At 62.4% G+C, this 1,267-nt stretch carries 1 protein-coding gene; it reads right to left on the bottom strand.

What is annotated here, in order from left to right; genetic code table 11:
• Positions 1–30: 30 nt before the first annotated feature.
• Positions 31–1,205, bottom strand: a protein-coding gene (locus J2Y49_RS32365; protein ID WP_098735552.1) for an IS3 family transposase whose coding sequence is annotated in 2 segments (ribosomal slippage) — positions 31–917 and positions 917–1,205 — 1,176 coding nt in all. Because the reading frame shifts where the segments join, the coding sequence is not laid out codon by codon here.
• Positions 1,206–1,267 lie beyond the last annotated feature (62 nt).

The following is a 1,267-nucleotide window of genomic DNA, read 5'->3' as shown; positions in this document are numbered from 1 at the left end:
TGACCTTCCCCCGGCAGAAAGGACACCGGGTTAAGCGGCTCGAAGCTCGGCCTGGTCCGGGGTGATGTAGCCGAGAGCCGAGTGCAGTCGCTGGCGATTGTAATAGCCTTCGATGTAGGCGAACAGATCTCTGCGAGCGGCGTCGCGCGTTGCATAGCGGGCGCCATGGACGAGTTCCGCTTTCAAACTGCCGAAGAAACTTTCCATCGGGGCGTTATCCCAGCAGTTGCCTTTGCGGCTCATTGACTGCACAATGCCATTGCTTTTCAAAGCTTTTCGGTAATCCCCAGCGGCGTATTGACTACCACGATCCGAGTGGTGCAGGAGGCCGGGCTGGGGCCGTTGCCGCTGGACCGCCATGGTCAGGGCCGCCAGCGGCAGTTCGGTGCGCATGTGGTCGCGCATTGCCCAGCCCACGGCCTTGCGGCTGAACAGATCCAGGACGACGGCGAGATACAGCCAGCCCTCGTCCGTCGGGATGTATGTGATGTCGGTGAGCCAAGTCTGGTTCGGCTTCGCCGGGGCAAAGTCGCGATTGAGCCGATTGGGCGCCACCGGCAAACCGTGCCGGCTGTCGGTGGTGCAGACGCGATAAGCCTTGGCGCGTTGCGCCCGCAGGCCGTGGCGGCGCATGAGGCGTTCGACACGCCCGCGACTGGCGGTGTGCCCATTCGCCCGCAGGGCGGCATGAATGCGAGGAACTCCGTAGCGTTGACGATGCGCGTCGTGAAGGCGCCGGATGTCATCGAGCAACTGCCGGTTCGCTGCTTTGCGTGGGCTCTCCGGTCGCGTGCGCCAAGCATAATAGCCCGATGGCGACACGCCGATGGCATCGCAGAGCACCCGAACCGGGTATTCGTCGCAGCAGTCTGCAATGATTCGGAACCTCATCTCGGTGCTTCCGAGAAGATGGCTACAGTTTTTTTTAATATATCCCGTTCCATCTGGACGCGGGCGAGTTCGCGTTTTAGACGGGCGATTTCCGATGCTTGATCAGCGCCTGTGATCAGGGGGGCCGCCGCTTGCTGGACGGGGGGCATCGACGGCCCCCCTGACCCGGTTAGGCGGCGCTGCCATTTCCGTAACACCGAGGGCTGCACTCCCAATTCACGGGCGATCTGCGCAAGGGAGCGGCCGCTGCTGGCCAACAGCGCCACCGCCTCTTGCTTGAACTCGTCCGTAAAGATGCGCCGTGTCGTCGTCATTCTTGACCTCTCCGCTCCATCTGGAGCTTAGCAGAGGTGTCCACTGATTCGGAGGAGGGTCA

Origin of the sequence: Azospirillum sp. BE72 (genome assembly GCF_031455875.1) — a bacterium.
Classification (GTDB): Bacteria; Pseudomonadota; Alphaproteobacteria; order Azospirillales; family Azospirillaceae; genus Azospirillum.
Note: the sequence above shows the minus strand (reverse complement) of the source record. Positions and strands in the feature narration are given on the sequence as shown.